Origin of the sequence: Micromonospora haikouensis (genome assembly GCF_000876225.1) — a bacterium.
Lineage (GTDB): Bacteria > Actinomycetota > Actinomycetes > Mycobacteriales > Micromonosporaceae > Micromonospora > Micromonospora haikouensis.
Window position 1 is genome coordinate 1,952,557 of record NZ_JXSX01000003.1, and the last position, 13,739, is coordinate 1,966,295.

General features: G+C 74.0%; 15 protein-coding genes. 7 read left to right on the forward strand and 8 right to left on the reverse strand.

All coding sequences use genetic code 11. From position 1 onward, the window contains the following. The first annotated feature begins 19 nt into the window (after nucleotides 1-19). Nucleotides 20-211, forward strand: coding sequence for a hypothetical protein (locus tag TK50_RS34590; protein WP_043968860.1), 192 nt, complete (start codon nucleotides 20-22; stop codon nucleotides 209-211). Here the strand turns inward: TK50_RS34590 and TK50_RS29685 are convergent. Next, nucleotides 177-731 (reverse strand): dihydrofolate reductase family protein, encoded by a 555-nt coding sequence (locus tag TK50_RS29685; protein ID WP_043968861.1) that lies wholly within the window; start codon nucleotides 729-731, stop codon nucleotides 177-179. The genes TK50_RS34590 and TK50_RS29685 overlap by 35 nt on opposite strands. 477 nt (nucleotides 732-1,208) lie before the next feature. On the opposite strand from TK50_RS29685, the gene TK50_RS29690 reads away from it, so the two are divergent. Beyond that, entirely contained in the window at nucleotides 1,209-1,829 is a 621-nt protein-coding gene (locus TK50_RS29690; RefSeq protein WP_158499206.1) for an FG-GAP repeat domain-containing protein, read from the forward strand. 116 nt (nucleotides 1,830-1,945) lie between these two features. Here TK50_RS29690 and TK50_RS29695 read toward each other — a convergent pair whose 3' ends face one another. Further along, nucleotides 1,946-3,535, reverse strand: a complete 1,590-nt coding sequence (locus TK50_RS29695; RefSeq protein WP_043968862.1) for a xylulokinase — start codon at nucleotides 3,533-3,535, stop codon at nucleotides 1,946-1,948. 4 nt (nucleotides 3,536-3,539) lie between these two features. Then, nucleotides 3,540-5,825: an aminotransferase class III-fold pyridoxal phosphate-dependent enzyme gene (locus TK50_RS29700; RefSeq protein ID WP_043968863.1), complete on the reverse strand. Its 2,286-nt coding sequence runs from the start codon at nucleotides 5,823-5,825 to the stop codon at nucleotides 3,540-3,542. Between the two features lie 141 nt (nucleotides 5,826-5,966). On the opposite strand from TK50_RS29700, the gene TK50_RS29705 reads away from it, so the two are divergent. After that, the gene (locus TK50_RS29705) at nucleotides 5,967-7,133 is read left to right on the forward strand and encodes a PucR family transcriptional regulator (protein ID WP_043968864.1); all 1,167 of its coding nucleotides are present in this window, start codon (nucleotides 5,967-5,969) and stop codon (nucleotides 7,131-7,133) included. Nucleotides 7,134-7,260: 127 nt separating this feature from the next. On the opposite strand, the gene TK50_RS29710 is transcribed toward TK50_RS29705, so the two are convergent. Further along, nucleotides 7,261-7,866, reverse strand: a complete 606-nt coding sequence (locus TK50_RS29710) for a TetR/AcrR family transcriptional regulator (protein ID WP_043968865.1) — start codon at nucleotides 7,864-7,866, stop codon at nucleotides 7,261-7,263. 68 nt (nucleotides 7,867-7,934) lie between these two features. On the opposite strand from TK50_RS29710, the gene TK50_RS29715 reads away from it, so the two are divergent. Beyond that, nucleotides 7,935-8,426, forward strand: a complete 492-nt coding sequence (locus TK50_RS29715) for an FBP domain-containing protein (protein WP_043968866.1) — start codon at nucleotides 7,935-7,937, stop codon at nucleotides 8,424-8,426. A 205-nt stretch (nucleotides 8,427-8,631) separates the two neighbouring features. Here TK50_RS29715 and TK50_RS29720 read toward each other — a convergent pair whose 3' ends face one another. Then, nucleotides 8,632-9,102 carry a hypothetical protein gene (locus TK50_RS29720; protein WP_043968867.1) on the reverse strand — a complete coding sequence of 157 codons (471 nt, stop codon included), beginning with the start codon at nucleotides 9,100-9,102 and terminating at the stop codon, nucleotides 8,632-8,634. A gap of 101 nt (nucleotides 9,103-9,203) precedes the next feature. On the opposite strand from TK50_RS29720, the gene TK50_RS29725 reads away from it, so the two are divergent. Continuing rightward, nucleotides 9,204-10,052 (forward strand): alpha/beta fold hydrolase, encoded by an 849-nt coding sequence (locus tag TK50_RS29725; protein WP_043969559.1) that lies wholly within the window; start codon nucleotides 9,204-9,206, stop codon nucleotides 10,050-10,052. Here TK50_RS29725 and crcB read toward each other — a convergent pair. The 3 genes from crcB to TK50_RS29740 form a co-directional block, all read right to left on the reverse strand. Next, nucleotides 10,049-10,411, reverse strand: coding sequence for a fluoride efflux transporter CrcB (gene crcB, locus TK50_RS29730; RefSeq protein WP_043968868.1), 363 nt, complete (start codon nucleotides 10,409-10,411; stop codon nucleotides 10,049-10,051). The two genes, TK50_RS29725 and crcB, sit on opposite strands and share 4 nt — an antisense overlap. Further along, a complete protein-coding gene (locus TK50_RS29735; protein ID WP_043968869.1) occupies nucleotides 10,408-10,947 on the reverse strand; it encodes a FluC/FEX family fluoride channel in 540 nt (179 codons plus the stop codon). Before TK50_RS29735 ends, crcB begins: the two co-directional genes overlap by 4 nt. 246 nt (nucleotides 10,948-11,193) lie before the next feature. After that, on the reverse strand, nucleotides 11,194-11,886 hold the full coding sequence (locus TK50_RS29740; protein ID WP_043969560.1) for a class I SAM-dependent methyltransferase: 693 nt from the start codon (nucleotides 11,884-11,886) through the stop codon (nucleotides 11,194-11,196). A 341-nt stretch (nucleotides 11,887-12,227) separates the two neighbouring features. On the opposite strand from TK50_RS29740, the gene TK50_RS29745 reads away from it, so the two are divergent. Next, nucleotides 12,228-12,662 (forward strand): DUF6766 family protein, encoded by a 435-nt coding sequence (locus TK50_RS29745; protein WP_198956763.1) that lies wholly within the window; start codon nucleotides 12,228-12,230, stop codon nucleotides 12,660-12,662. Between the two features lie 87 nt (nucleotides 12,663-12,749). After that, nucleotides 12,750-13,718, forward strand: coding sequence for a zinc-binding dehydrogenase (locus TK50_RS29750; protein ID WP_043968870.1), 969 nt, complete (start codon nucleotides 12,750-12,752; stop codon nucleotides 13,716-13,718). The last annotated feature ends 21 nt before the right edge of the window (nucleotides 13,719-13,739 follow it).

A 13,739-nucleotide genomic window follows, 5' to 3' on the forward strand; every position in this document is an offset into this window, starting at 1 on the left:
TCGACCCGGAGGTGTGGAGATGAAACTCGGGCTGCACTACTGGACGTTCTCGACCCCGGCCGACCCGGCGGCGATCGCGCCGACCCTGGCCGAGACCGACCGGGTGGCCGGGCACCTTTTCGCCGAGGGTGGGCGGCTGGGCCCGGGCGAGGCCCGGGCCCAGGCCGGGGCGGCCGTCACCCGACCGGCCCTGGCCGGTACGAGGCGATGACCACGCCGCTCTTCATGACCCTGGTGTCGATCAGCTCGAACGACGCCGTGAAGTCGGCCAGGGGCGTCGTCATGCTGGCACCGCCGGTGAGGACGGGGTGGATCCAGAACCGCACCTCGTCCACCAGCCCCGCCGCGACCAGCTGCGCGGTGACCGAGCCGAAGCCGTACTGGATGATGTCCCTGCCCTCCTGGGCCTTGAGCTTGCGGACCTCCGCCACCAGGTCGCCCCGGAGCACCCGCGTGTCGTTCCAGGCGGGGTCGGTCAGCGTGGTCGAGGCGACATACTTGCGGACGTTGTTGAAGTAGGCGGCGCCGGGGGTCGGGTCGCTCTCGTCCTGGGCCGGCCAGGCGACGGACATGCCGTCGTACGTGACGCGACCCATCAGCACCGCGTCGGCGGCGTCGGTCTGCGCCCCGGCGAAGGCGCTGGCCTCGTCGTCGAAGTACGGCATGGTCCACATCGGGTTCTCGATCACGCCGTCGAGGGTGACGTAGGTCGAGTTGATCAGCTTGCGCATCGGGGCTCCCGTGTCGGTGGCGCTCGTGGTGACACCCCACACCCTGCCGGATCGCGCTTACGGTTCGCTTCAGGTCCCCTGCGCGCGGCCGAGGGCGCTGCGGCGGGGTTCCCGCGAACACGGGCCACGTTGCCGTCGGACTGCCGCACGGCGCTGACGGCGGCCCCGAATTGTCCGGGCCGGGACGTGCGAACGCCGCCTGTGGCCAGTTGCCCAACGGTTTCCCACCTTTCCGGGAAACCGCCGGACAGTCGCCGGACGCTCACGCTGGGAGTCGGGTTGCGGGAGTGGTACCCGTTGCCTTCGAATCCTCGGGAGGTGCTTGTGAGACGACTCACACATGGGAGAAGCGGGCGACTCGCTCACGTCCTGGCACGTGCTGTTCTCGCCGCTGTTCTCGGTGGCACGTTCGTAGCCGCGCCGGCGAATGCTGCCGACCGTGCCCAGACCGCTGAGACCGAGAACACCATGGCGGCCTTGTCTGGGTCCTACACGCCGTTCGGGATCGCCGATTGGGATCGTGATGGTCATCAGGACATCGTGGCGAGGGATGGGGCTGGTTACCTGTGGCTCTACCCGGGTGAGAGTGTGCGTGGCATGAGTAGTGCCTGGCGGGTGCAGATTGGTGTGGGCTGGAGTGGTTACACGCCGTTCGGGATCGCGGACTGGGATCGTGATGGTCATCAGGACATCGTGGCGAAGGACACCGCCGGTTACCTGTGGCTCTACCCGGGTGAGAGTGTGCGTGGCATGAGTAGTGCCTGGCGGGTGCAGATTGGTGTGGGCTGGAATGGTTACACGCCGTTCGGGATCGCCGATTGGGATCGTGATGGTCATCAGGACATCGTGGCGAAGGACACCGCCGGTTACCTGTGGCTCTACCCGGGTGAGAGTGTGCGTGGCATGAGTAGCGCTGCGCGGGCGCAGATCGGTGTGGGCTGGAACGGTTACACGCCGTTCGACGTGGCCGATTGGGATCGTGATGGTCATCAGGACATCGTGGCGAGGGATGCGGCTGGCTACCTTTGGCTCTACCTGGGCGAGAGCGTGCGTGGCATGAGCAGCGGCTGGCGGGTGCAGATCGGCTTGGGCTGGTAGACACTCCGGGAGTGCGCGCACAGGCAGGGCCGGGCCCGAAGGCTCGGCCCTGCCCCTGGTGGCCGCCCGGGAACCCGTCCCGGGAAATACCTCCGCCCTGCGGGGCGGAGAGGAGGTCACCGGTGCAGCCGCCGGTAGACCGGGGCCAGCCGCTCGTGCAACTGGCGGTAGACGGCGAAGATCTCGTCGTACGTGGCCCGGTGCGCGGGCGTCGGCGCGAAGACGCGGTCGCTGCGCATCAGGCCGGGCAGGTCGGCGAAGTCGACCATCCCGGCGCCGACCGCGCCGATCCAGCCCGCCCCCCGGGCGTTGACCGCCAGGGGGTTCGCGTCGCGCCGGATCTCGACGCCGAGCACGTCGGCGAAGATCTGGCACCACGAGTCCGACAGCGCGCCGCCGCCGGTGATCGCCAGCGAGGTGACCGGCGCGCCGAGGAACCGGTCGACCGCCCGGAACAGCCAGCGGGTGTTGAACGCGACGCCCTCGAAGACCGCCCGCAGCAGGTCGGAGCGGTTGGTGTCCAGCGAGATGTTGAGGAACGCCGCGCGCAGGTGCGGGTCGTCGACCGGGGCGCGTTCGCCGTAGAGCCACGGGGTGTAGATGACGCCGTTCGCCCCCGGCGGCACCGTCGGGATGATCCGGTCGAACGCGTCGAAGATCGTGCCCTCGTCCCGGCTGACGTGCCCCGCGCCCAGCAGTGGGTCGTCGTACTCGACGACCTTGTCGCGCAGCCAGGTCAGGTTCGCCCCGGCGGTGGCCTGCAGCGCGGTCATCAAATAGCGGTCGGGGATGGCGCACGGCACCGAGGCGATCCCGGCGACCACGTCGGTCTTCTTCGCCGGCACGTGCGCGGCGACCCACGACGAGGTGCCGAGATACAGGTGCGGCTCGTTGTCGCCGGTCGTGCCCGCCCCGATCGCGGCGGCCGTGTTGTCGATGGCCCCGGCGACCACCCGCACCGACTCCGGCAGGCCCAGGTGCGCGGCGGCGGCCGGCGACAGCGTGCCGATCACGTCGGTGCAGGCGACGATCGGCGGCAGCTTGTCCCGGTCGATGCCGCAGTCGGCGACCAGGGCGGGGGAGTAGCGGACGTCGCCCGGCCGCCGGTTGTCGGTCACCCACGAGGTGAGGATCGAGTCGACGGTGGCCACCGTCCGCCCGGTCAGCTTCAGGTTGATCCAGTCGAGCACGTTGAGGAACGACGCGGTGCGCGCGTACACCTGCGGCATCTCGTCGCGGACCAGCAGCATGTGCGCCGCCGGGTCCTTGCCGGTCGGCGACGGCATGCCGCCGGTGAGCCGCAGCCAGCGCGCGATCCGGCGCACCGACATCCCGTGGTACGCGGGGAAGCCGCCGAACTGGCGGCGCAGGTTCGCCGCGCCCCGCATGTCCAGCCAGCTGATGCACGCCGTCAGCGGCTCCCCGGCCGCGTCGACGGCGATGGTCCCCTCGCCCTGGGTGGAGGCGCACACCACGGTGACCGCCCGCAGGTGGTCGGGGTGGGCGCGGCCCAGGTCGGCGACCACCTGCCCGAGCGCGTCCCACCAGGCGCGGGGATCCTGCTCGGCCCCGCCGCCGGGCAGCACCCGCAGCGGCACGGCCCGCTCGGCCCAGCCGGTGACGGTGCCGTCGGCGGCGACGAGGGCCGCCTTCATCCCCGAGGTGCCCAGGTCGATCGCGAGCACCTGCGGTGCCGTGCCTGCCACCGGCTCAGACCCCTTCGACCAGCGCGAACACCTGGTCGAACCGCGCGAGCGCGTCGTCGATGACCTCGTCGGTGTCGGCCATCGAGGTGTACATCCGCGAGCCGGCCAGGGTGATGATGCCGTGCGCAGCGTACGCCGCGCCCATCTGCTCCATCAGCCGCTTGCGGGCCTTGTTCTCCTTGAGCAGCTTCACCGGGTGGCGCATGTCCAGCAGCATGACGCCGCTGCACTCCAGGTGCACGATCGAGCCCTGGTTGTAGGCGACGTACGGCAGGCCGTAGCGGTCGATGAGCCGTTGCAGGCCCCGGGTGAGCCGGTCGCCGGCCCGCCCGGCGATGACCGGCGCGTTCGTGCGGGCCATCTCCTCGATGGCGAAGTAGCCGGCCGCGCAGGACAGCGGGTTCGCCGACAGGGTCCCGCCGACCTGGATGTGCGCGCCGCTCTTGCCGTCCAGGCCGGAGCCGAAGACCGCCATCACGTCGGCGCGACCGCCGACGCCGCCGGCCATCGGGTACCCGCCGGAGACCGCCTTGCCCAGCACCGTCAGGTCGGGGGTGACGCCGAAGTAGCCGGCCGCGCCGCCCAGACCGAGGCGGAACCCGGTGACCACCTCGTCGAAGATCAGCAGCGCACCGAACTCGTCGCAGAGTTGGCGTACCTTGGCGTTGAAGTCGCGCGGCACCGGCCGGGTGCCGGACTCCGGGCCGACGGGCTCGACCACGACGGCGGCCGTGCCGCCCCGCAGCCGGTTCTCGATCAGCTTGCGCCGCAGCTGCCCCAGGTCGTGCGGGAACGCCTCCCGGGTGCGGCTGGTCGCGCCGAAGGGGATGCCCTTGGCGTTCATCCGGTAGGTGCCGGGCACCCGCAGGCCGTAGACCATCGTGTCGGACCACCCGTGGTACGCGCCGCCGACCTTGATCACCATCTTCTTGCCGGTGAACGCCCGCGCCCCGCGCACGGCGGCCATCACCGCCTCGGTGCCCGAGCCGAGCGACCGGTACATCTCCACGTGCGGCAGGTACCGGTGGATGATCTCGGCGAGCTTCAGCTCGTACTCGTGGAACAGGCCGGTGACCGGCCCGGACGCCCGCACCACCTCCGCGACGCGCTCGTTGACCGGCCCGTAGTTGCTGCCCAGGATCGTCGGGCCGCCGGCCTGCAGGAAGTCGATGTAGGTGTTGCCGTCGCGGTCGACCAGGTGCGCGCCCTCGGCCCGCTCGATGGCGAGGGGGAACGGATAGTTGAACGCCAGGTTGTGCTGCACGCCGCCCGGGATGCGCCGCTTCGCCCGGTCGGTGATCTCCCGGCTGGCGCGGCACTTGGTGTCGTAGTAGTTGAGCACGTCGAGCAGCGCGTCGTGGCGCAGCCCGCGGATCGGCTGGGCGACCAGCGCCTTCAGGCGGCGCATGACGTCGTCGACGTCGGGGTACTCGCTGATCGCGTACCCGAGCCGGGCCGCCTCGCCGCCGTTCACCGTGCCGGCGCTGTCCTCGCCGTTGTTCTCCGTGCCGGCGGCGGTGTTCCTGCCGGCGGCGGCGAGCGCGGCGGCCGTCGCGTCGGCGCTGGGCGGCTCCTCGTCGGTGGGCACCCGCAGCGGCGGCACCGCCTCGGTGATCTGCGCGGCGATCCGCTTCTCGTCGGCGCGCAGCTTGCCGAAGGCGACCTCGCGGATCGCCGTCGGGATCGTGTAGACCTTGCCGGTCTCGGTGGTCAGCGCCAGCAGGTAGGCGATCGACACCTTCTCCAGCAACGCCATGTTGAACACCGCCCGGTCCGGGTCGGTGCCGAGGGCGACGATCCCGTGGTTGGCGATGATGAACGCGTTGTCGCCGCCGGCGACCTTCTTCTGCACGTTGCGCGCCAGGAACCCGGTGCCCGACGGGGCGTAGTCGACGATGGCGACCCGCTTGCCGAGGAAGCGCACCTGCTCGTCGGTCAGCGCCGGGATCGGCCGGCGCAGGAAGGCCAGCGCCGAGGCGTACGGCTGGTGGGTGTGCACGATCGCGTTGACGTCCGGCCGCTGCCGGTAGATGTTGGCGTGCATCCCGCACTCGATCGACGGCGCGAGACCGGTGCCGGAGTCGTCGGGCACGTGCTTGCCGGCGAAGTCGACGATGCAGACGTCCTCGACGCGCATCCGGTCGTAGTCGTAGTTGCTGGGGGTGACCGCGTACAGCTCGTGGCCGGGGACGCGGACCGATACGTTGCCCTCCGTGGCCTTGAGGTAGCCGCGGGCGAGCATGGTGCGGCACATGTCGACGACGTGCTGGCGGGACGTGCGGTGCTCCACGGCGCTCTCCTCGGTCGGGCCACGGCGGATCGGCGGGGGTGCCCGTCGCGGTCCATCGTCGCCGGGTGACCGAGGCGGAACACCGTCCCGCCGGACGCGAGAATCGGGCCCCCGATTGTCACCCCGTGACAAAATCGCGGGATGACCGCGTCCGCCACGCCCTGGCAGCGGCTCCCCGCCGACCTGTCCGCCGCGATGCGCCCCCACCTGCCCGCCACCGTCGGGGCGGTCGCCGCGGCGGTCACCGAGGCCACCCCGGCCTTCGCCGCCATCTCCGACGCCAAGTTCGCCCGGGACGTGCGCACCGCCGTGCAGGTCGCGTTCGAGCGCTTCGTCGACCTCGTCGGCACCGCCGAGCCCGCCCTGCCGCCGCGCGTGCGGGACGTCTTCGTCGCGCTCGGCGCGGGCGAGGCGCGCGAGGACCGTGGGCCGGAGGCGCTGCTGGCGGCACAACGGACGGCGGCGCGGCTGATGCTGCGCACCGCGTCGGAGTCGCTGGCCCGGCTACGCCCCGTCGACACCGCCGAGCTGATCGACCTGTCCGACGCGATCACCGCGTACGTCGACGAGCTGGCCGCCGCGAGCACCGACGGCTACGCCCTGCAACTGCGCGAGCAGGCCGGGGAGGGCGACCGGCGGCGTCGGCAGCTCGCCGAGCTGCTGCTGCGCGGCGACGGCCTGCCCGCCGCCGTCGGGGCCGCCGCCGCCCGGATCGGCTGGCCGCACCTCGACGAGGTGGTGCCGGTGCTGCTGCCGCTGGAGCAGGCCCGCGACGCCCGGTTCCGCTACGGCGCGGACGGCCTCGTGGTCGAACGCGGACGCGACGCGGTGCTGCTGCTGCGGGCCGGCCCGCGCTCCGCCCGACCGCAGCTCGCCGAGGCCCTCGCGGGGCGCGGGGCGGTGGTGGGGCCGGCCCTGGGCTGGGCGCAGGTGCCGGCGGCCCTCCGGCTCGCCGAGCTGACCGCCGGACCGGCCGGGGCCGACCCGGGGCCGGTCTTCGTCGACGACCACCTGATCGCGCTGACCCTACGCGGGGAGGCCGGCGCGCTGGCCGTGCTCACCGCCCGCCGACTGGCGCCCCTGGCGCACCTGCGCCCGGCGCAGCGGGAGAGCCTGCTGGCCACCCTGCACAGCTGGCTGCGGCACTGGGGCTCGCGCGCGGAGGTGGCCACGGAGCTGTACGTGCACCCGCAGACCGTCAGCTACCGCATCCGACGCCTGCGCGAGCTGTACGGCGACGACCTGACCGACCCGACCGCCCGCACGGAACTCCTCCTGGTCCTGGCCGCCCGCCCCACCCCACCCTGACCCACCAGACCCTGCCCCCCCACCCGCCCCCGCCCCCACCCGCCCCCGCCCCGCGTCGCCCCGCCCCGCGTCGGTGATCAAGAGGAAAGTGTCAAAGGTGATCTCGACGGTGACGCAAACCTCTTGATCACCGGGGTGTGGGCGGGGGTGGGGCGGGGCGAGGGCCAGGTGGGGGCCAGGTGTGTAGGAGGGCGTCGAGGGCGTCCAGGATGCGGGTCCAGGTCTCCTGCGTGTCGGGGGCGCTGTGGTCGAACCCGCCCCCCAGCTCCAGGCTGACGTAGCCGTGGAAGACGCTGCCCAGCAGGCGAACGGCGTGCGTCTGGTCGGGCTCTGTCAGGTCGTACCCGCGCAGGACCGACCGGACCATCCGCGCGTGCCGGACGCCGGCGCTGGCGGCGGCCGTGGCCGGGTCGAGCCGGAGCTGGGCGGCGGCGTAGCGGCCCGGGTGCTCCCGGGCGTAGTCGCGGTAGACGTTCGCCAGGGCGGTCAGCGCGTCCTTGCCGGACCGCCCGGCCAGGGCGTCGGCGGCGCGGGCGGCGAGCTCGTCCAGGGCGAGCAGGGCGATCCGGGTCCGGAGGTCCTGGGAGTTTCGCAGGTGCGAGTAGAGGCTGGCGACCGTGACGCCGAACCGCCTGGCGACCGCCGAGACGGTCACCTGCTCGAAGCCGACCTCGTCGGCCAGCTCCGCCCCGGCCAGGGTCAGGCGTGCTGCGGTGAGTCCGGCGCGGACCATGGTCCTCCTCGTTGCCTAAACCGATTATGCGTTTGCCTAAAGGTTTTAGGAAGCCTAGCGTGCCGGCCATGGAGCCACTGACCGAACAACAGATCCGCGCCGCGTTCGTCAACTGCACCAAGGGCGAGTCGAAGCGCCTCTCCGTGCCGCGTGACCTCGCCGAACGCCCCTGGAGCGACCTGGACTACCTCGGCTGGCGGGACCCGCAGGCCCCCGACCGCGCCTACCTCGCCACCGTCCTCGACGGCCGCCCGACGGCCCTCGCGCTGCGCTGCCCCAGCCCCACCGCCGCGCAGCGACCGCGCGGCATGTGCTCGATCTGCCTGACCACCCCGGCCGGCGGCGTCTCTCTGATGGTCGCGCGCCGGGCGGGCAAGCCCGGACAGCAGGGCAACACCGTGGGTACGTACATCTGCAGCGACCTGGCCTGCTCCCTGTACGTGCGCGGCAGGAAGGACGCGGGGCCCGGCGCGCGCCTCCAGGAGTCGATCACCCTGGAGGAGAAGATCCAGCGGACCGTGGCCCACCTCGCCGCGTTCGTCGCCAAGGTGACCAGCTGACCGGCTGACCGGCTGACCGGGTGGCCGGGTGGCCGGCGTGATCCGCACCCGCGGCGGCGGGGCGACCACTCGACCGCTGTCCGGCGAGCCGTGACATCGGGCGGAGGGAGTCCGGACGCCCCGCGCGAGCAGCTCCGGCACCTCGACGCCGCGCGGCAGGCCCGCCGGCAGGCGGGACGGGGTGGTCGGCCGAGGCCCCGGGCAGTCAGGGGATCGAGAAGAGACGGTCCGCAGGGACGACGGTGGCGGGCAGCGTCGCGCCGGGCGCGAGGGCCGGGTCGACGGGGCGGTTCACGTCCGCCTCGAACGCGGCGAACCCGGGCCCGCTGATGCGCAGGCGGAGCGTCAGCCCCGGGTCCTCTCCGTCCACGCGGTCCGCCACGGAGAGGATCTCCGCCGTCGCGGCGACACCCGCGGCGGACAGGTGACGCGCGTCGCGTCGCGACCGGGCGACCAGCCGCAAGCCGAGGACGCCGAAACCGACGCCGACAACCGTCATGAACGCGTCACCGGCGAGCAGGCCCCAGAAGTCCTTGGTCGACGGTGGCGGCTCCACCGTCAGGCCGGCGACGAACAGGGCCGGCCCGGGCAGGCAGATGGCGAGGAACGCCAGCCGGCACAACAGCGCGCCGATCGGACCGATGCGGGCTTCCGCTTGCCGGGGCGTGCTCGTCACCTGATCATCCTAGTTGGTCTCCCGCGCCATGATCGCCGCCGGTTGAACCGTAGGTCGGTAACCCCATGGACGGTGAACCGGCCATCCGGGAGGGTGGGGGTGTGGAACACGAGATCACCGTCGCGCCCGGCGTCCGGCTGTGGGCCGAGGAACGCGGCGACCCGCGCGCACCGGCACTGCTGCTCGTCATGGGTGCGAACGCCTCGGGCCTGACCTGGCCGGAAGCCCTCCTGGACGCGCTGGCCCGCCGGCACCGGGTCGTGCGCTACGACCACCGCGACACCGGGCGGTCGACGTGGTCCTTCGACGAGGACCCCTACCCGCTCACCGCGCTCGCCGCCGACGCCGTGCGGGTCCTCGACGCCCTGGGGATCGACCGTGCCCACATGGTCGGCATGTCGCTGGGCGGCACGCTGACGCAACTGCTGCTGCTCGACCACCCGGAACGCGTGGCGACGGCCACCCTCGTCGGCACCACCCCCCTCGACGGTGGCCCGGCCGACGGGCCCGGGATCGCCCCCGAGCTGCTGGCGTTGTGGGAGACCATGCTCGAACCACGGGACCGCGACGCCGAACTGGCCTGGCGCGTGCGGCACTGGCGTGTCCTCAACGGCGGCGAGTCGCCCTTCGACGCCGAGGAGTTCCGGCGTCGGGAGGAGCGCATCATGGCGCACGCGGGGCGGCACGAGAACCCGGCCGCGCACGCCCGCGCGGACCAGGGTGGCCTCGACCGCGCCGGCGAACTGGCGGCGGTCACCACCCCCGTCCTCGTGGTCGACTCCCCGGCCGACCCGGTCGCCGGCACCGCCTCCGCGCGGCACCTCGCGACGCTGCTGGGCAACGCCCGGCTCGTCACCGTCCCCGGGCTCGGCCACGCCCTGCCGGAGGCGATCGCGCCCCGGCTGGCCGAGGTGATCCTCGACCACACGACCACCCCCGGGGGCGGCTAGCCGACCAGCGCGCGGGTCGCCGCGTAACCCAGCGTCGCCGCGCCCAGCCCAGCGGCGACGCTGGTCAGCGCGTTCACCAGCGCGAGCAGGCGGGAGCCGTCGCGGGCCAGGCGCAGCGTCTCGTACCCGAAGGTGGAGTAGGTGGTGAGCGCGCCGCAGAAGCCGGTGCCGAGCAGCGCGCTCACCGCCGGCCCGACCGGCGCGGCGACCAGGGCGCCGAGCACCAGCGAGCCGACCACGTTCACGGTCAGGGTGCCCCAGGGGAACGGCGAGGCGTGCCGGGACTGCACGGCCCGGTCGGTGAGGTACCGCAGCGGCGCCCCGACGGCCGCGCCGAGGGCGATCAGCAGGACCGTCACGACGGCCCGCCGTCGGCCCGTGCCCCGTCTGCACCCGGGCGCCCCGTCGCCGTCTCGCCTTCTCGCGCGCCGGTCGCGCGGCCGAGCAGCCGGCCGGCGGCGGCGTCGCCGACCCAGACCGCGGCGACCGCCCCCAGCAGGGTGGCGGCGAGGTACGCCAGCGCGGTGCCCGCCGCACCGGCGGCCGCAGCCTGCCGCACGTCCACCACGTACGTGGAGAAGGTGGTGTAGCCGCCGAGCACGCCCACGCCCAGGAACGGTCGGGTGAGCGGCGGGACGCGGCCGGTGGTGACCACCGCCATCAGGGCGCCGATCAGCAGGCACCCGGACACGTTGACGCCGAACGTCGCCCAGCCGAACCCGGTCGGCGGGTGTGGGAACGCCGCCTGGACACCCGCCCGGGCGAGCGCGCCGAGCACGCCCCCGGCCGCGATGACACCGAGCACGACCGCCGGGTGGGCGCGCAGTTCGCCCCGGTCGGCCGGCACCCGCAGGTCGACGTCGGGGTCGACCCGGCGCGGGGTCGGTCCTGTCACCCTCGCCCTCCCACCAGCCGCCTGGGCGTACGAGCGCGAGCCTACCCCCGCCGCCCCGCCGGAGGGCCCCTCGATCGTCTGCGGGAAACGGAGAGTGCGGCCGGCGTGTCGTCTCCTTTCCGCGCAGACGATCAAGCGGCGGCGCGGAGCGGCGCAAGGGGCAGCGCGGGGGCGGCGCGGAGCAAGGGGTGGCGCGGGGGAGCGAGGGGTGGCGCGGCGGAGCGAGGGGTGGCGCGGGGTGGCGCTTCAGCGCAGGGCGGCCACCGCCGCGTCCGCGCCGCCCCGCCACAGCGTGCCGGCCTCGGTGAAGCCGGCGGCGGTCAGCGCGCCGAGGTGCCAGGAGACCGGCGGGTTCCACTCGGGGCTGTGCCCGGTCGGGTAGATCTCGTGGCGGCGCCGCACCAGCGGGCCCAGGACCGGGTCGGCGCCGGCCCGCGCCCACCAGTCGGACCAGGACAGGGCCGCGCCTGCGGCGTGCCGGGCGGCGCGCCGCTCGCGGGCCCGGGCCGTCAACCGGTCGGTCAGCGTCGGCAGCGCGTCGTCGGGCATCCGGTCGGCGTTGACGAACAGCCCGCCCGGGCGCAGCAGGTCCCGCAGCTCGCCGTAGAGCTCGGTGAGGCGCTCGGCGGGCAGCCAGTGCAGGGCGGTGGCGGTGAGCACGGCGTCGTAGTCGCGGTGCGGCAGCCGGCCGGGCCAGTCGGGACGGGCCAGGTCGGCGGCGAGCACGACGGCCCGGTCGCCCAGCGACGCGCGGGCCAGGGCGAGCAGGGCCGGGTCGAGGTCGACCAGGGTGACCCGGGCCCGGGGGAAGCGGGCCAGGGCGCGCAGCGTGATCGTGCCGGTGCCACCGGCGAGGTCGAGCAGGCGGGGCGAGTCCGTGTCGACCACGGCCTCGACGGCGTCGAGCATGGCGGCGAGGCGTTCCTCCCGGTCCGGCATGAACCCCTCCTGCTGCCGGTCCCAGCTCTCCTGCCAGGCCGCCGCCGTCGTGGCGAGCCCGGAAACGGCGGGGTCGGAGTCGGCAGGGTCGGCAGGGTCGGCGGGACCCTCGGTGATCGTCGCGGGGCGCCCGGCGGTCGCCTCGGCCACACCCTCGCTGATGTAAGGAGTCATGCGCATCAGGCTAGTTACGCCGCCGGTCGACGTCCAGACCTTGTTGCCAACTATTGGCAACAAGAGGGGAGTGTCGTTCGCGGCCTCCGTCCCTGTTCAGCACGGTTTCGACCGGGTCGGCGCGGGGCACATCACGGGTGAGATCGACTACCGGGAGGGGGATCGTGATGGCGGAGACCAGCACACCGACCGGCACGCGCCCGTCCGTCAGCGCCGACACCGGGGGTGGCCGCAGCCGCGGCCCGGCGGCCGGCCCACCGTTCCGCAAGCCGCGATGGCCCAAGGCGTACGCCTTCGCGCTGGTCACCGGCGCGCTCTTCCTCTTCTCGTGGGTCGGCCAGTTCCTCTTCCAGTTGGTGGTGCAGCGCAACGAGGCGAGCCAGCACGGCCAGGCGTTCGCCTGGTCCGAGTTCCTGCCGCAGTTCTTCGCGAGCACCTTCGAGAACTGGCAGTCGGAGTTCCTCCAGCTGATCTGGCAGGCCGCCGGGCTGGCCCTCTTCTACTACTGGGGCTCGTCCCAGTCGCGGGAGTCCGACGACCGGATCGAGGCCAAGCTGGACGCGCTGCTGCGCGAGCGCAACCTGGACCCGGAGAATCCGTGACCCGGCCCACCCCGCGCGCCGGTTGACCTCAACCCCGCTTCACCTCCGAGGCTGTCCGCACACCGTCGAGCGACGCGGAGGCGCGGGATGCGAGTGATCGAGGTGGCCCGGTTCGGCGGGCCGGAGGTGCTGACCCTGACGGAGGCCCCCGACCCGTCGCCCGGGCCGGGCGAGGTGGTCGTCGAGACGGCGTACGCCAACGTGCTCTGGATCGACACGGCGATCCGCGCGGGCCGGGCCGGGCAGTGGTTCCCGGTCCGGCCCCCGTACCGTCCCGGGTCGGGGGTTTCCGGCACGGTGAGCGCGGTGGGGCCCGGCGTCGATCCGGCCTGGGCCGGCCGGCGGGTGGTCGCGCGGACCGGAGCGGTCGGCGGCTACCTGGACCGGACCCCGGTGCCGGTCGACGACGTCCTCCCCGTGCCCGCGGCGGTGTCGCTGCGGGACGCCGCGGCCCTGCTCACCGACGGCGCCACCGCGTTCGCCGTGCTCGACCTGGCCGGCGTGCGCCCCGGCGACCGGGTGCTGGTCACCGCCGCCGCCGGGGGAGCGGGCGCGCTGCTGGTCCAGGCGGCGCGGGCCGCGGGGGCCCGGGTGGTCGCGGCGGCGCGGGGGACGGCCAAGGGGGACGCGCTGCGTCGCCTCGGCGTCACCGACGTCGTGGACTACTCCGCCCCGGACTGGACCGACCGGGTACGCGCCGTCCTCGGCGGCGTCGACGTGCTCCTCGACGGCGCCGGCGGCGCGTACGGCCGGGCCGCGCACGACCTGGTGGCACCGGGCGGACGGGTCTGCGCGTACGGCGCGCCGGCCGGCGGCTTCGCCGTCCCCGAACCCGCCTCGGCCCGCACCAGGGGCATCACGGTCACCGACATCGAGGCGCTGCGGACGGCCGGGCCGCAGGTCAGGCGGGCGCACCTGCTGGCCGCCCTGGACGCCGCCGCGACCGGCCGGGTGACGCCGCTGGTGGGGCAGACGTTCCCGCTGGACCGCGCCGCCGACGCGCACCGCGCCGTCGAGGACCGGGCGGCGGTCGGCAAGACCCTGCTCACCCCGTGAGCGGGACCGCCGGGCGAGCCG

What these genes read in the sequence shown, in the direction of transcription:
- TK50_RS29705 (WP_043968864.1), top strand. Translation starts at nt 5,967, where the DNA reads ATGACCGCGTCCGCCACGCCCTGGCAGCGGCTCCCCGCCGACCTGTCC.
- TK50_RS29750 (WP_043968870.1), top strand. Translation starts at nt 12,750, where the DNA reads ATGCGAGTGATCGAGGTGGCCCGGTTCGGCGGGCCGGAGGTGCTGACC.
- TK50_RS29740 (WP_043969560.1), bottom strand. Translation starts at nt 11,886, where the DNA reads ATGCCGGACCGGGAGGAACGCCTCGCCGCCATGCTCGACGCCGTCGAG.
- TK50_RS29685 (WP_043968861.1), bottom strand. Translation starts at nt 731, where the DNA reads ATGCGCAAGCTGATCAACTCGACCTACGTCACCCTCGACGGCGTGATC.
- TK50_RS29715 (WP_043968866.1), top strand. Translation starts at nt 7,935, where the DNA reads ATGGAGCCACTGACCGAACAACAGATCCGCGCCGCGTTCGTCAACTGC.
- TK50_RS34590 (WP_043968860.1), top strand. Translation starts at nt 20, where the DNA reads ATGAAACTCGGGCTGCACTACTGGACGTTCTCGACCCCGGCCGACCCG.
- TK50_RS29745 (WP_198956763.1), top strand. Translation starts at nt 12,228, where the DNA reads ATGGCGGAGACCAGCACACCGACCGGCACGCGCCCGTCCGTCAGCGCC.
- TK50_RS29710 (WP_043968865.1), bottom strand. Translation starts at nt 7,866, where the DNA reads ATGGTCCGCGCCGGACTCACCGCAGCACGCCTGACCCTGGCCGGGGCG.